The 246-nt window shown below is 65.9% G+C and carries 1 pseudogene; it reads right to left on the minus strand.

The window, feature by feature from the left end:
* Nucleotides 1-246 (minus strand): annotated as a pseudogene (locus tag J5M56_RS26165) (glutamine synthetase); the annotation flags it as partial.

The following is a 246-nucleotide window of genomic DNA, read 5'->3' on the forward strand; positions in this document are numbered from 1 at the left end:
GGCTCTGCTCCAGCTGCTCATACGAGTTGCCTTCGATCGGCTCGCCTGGCTCGATCTTGTTGGTCAGGCCATGGTGCACGCCCGCCAGCACGGCAGCCATCATCAAGTATGGGTTGGCGTCAGCGCCTGGCAGGCGGTTCTCGACACGGCGGTTCTGCGGGCCGGCATCCGGTACGCGCAGGCCAACGGTGCGGTTTTCTTCGCCCCACTCCACGTTCACCGGCGCCGAGGTATCGGGCAGGAAGC

Source organism: Pseudomonas sp. 51_B (genome assembly GCF_017491595.1).
In the GTDB taxonomy this organism is placed as follows: domain Bacteria; phylum Pseudomonadota; class Gammaproteobacteria; order Pseudomonadales; family Pseudomonadaceae; genus Aquipseudomonas; species Aquipseudomonas promysalinigenes.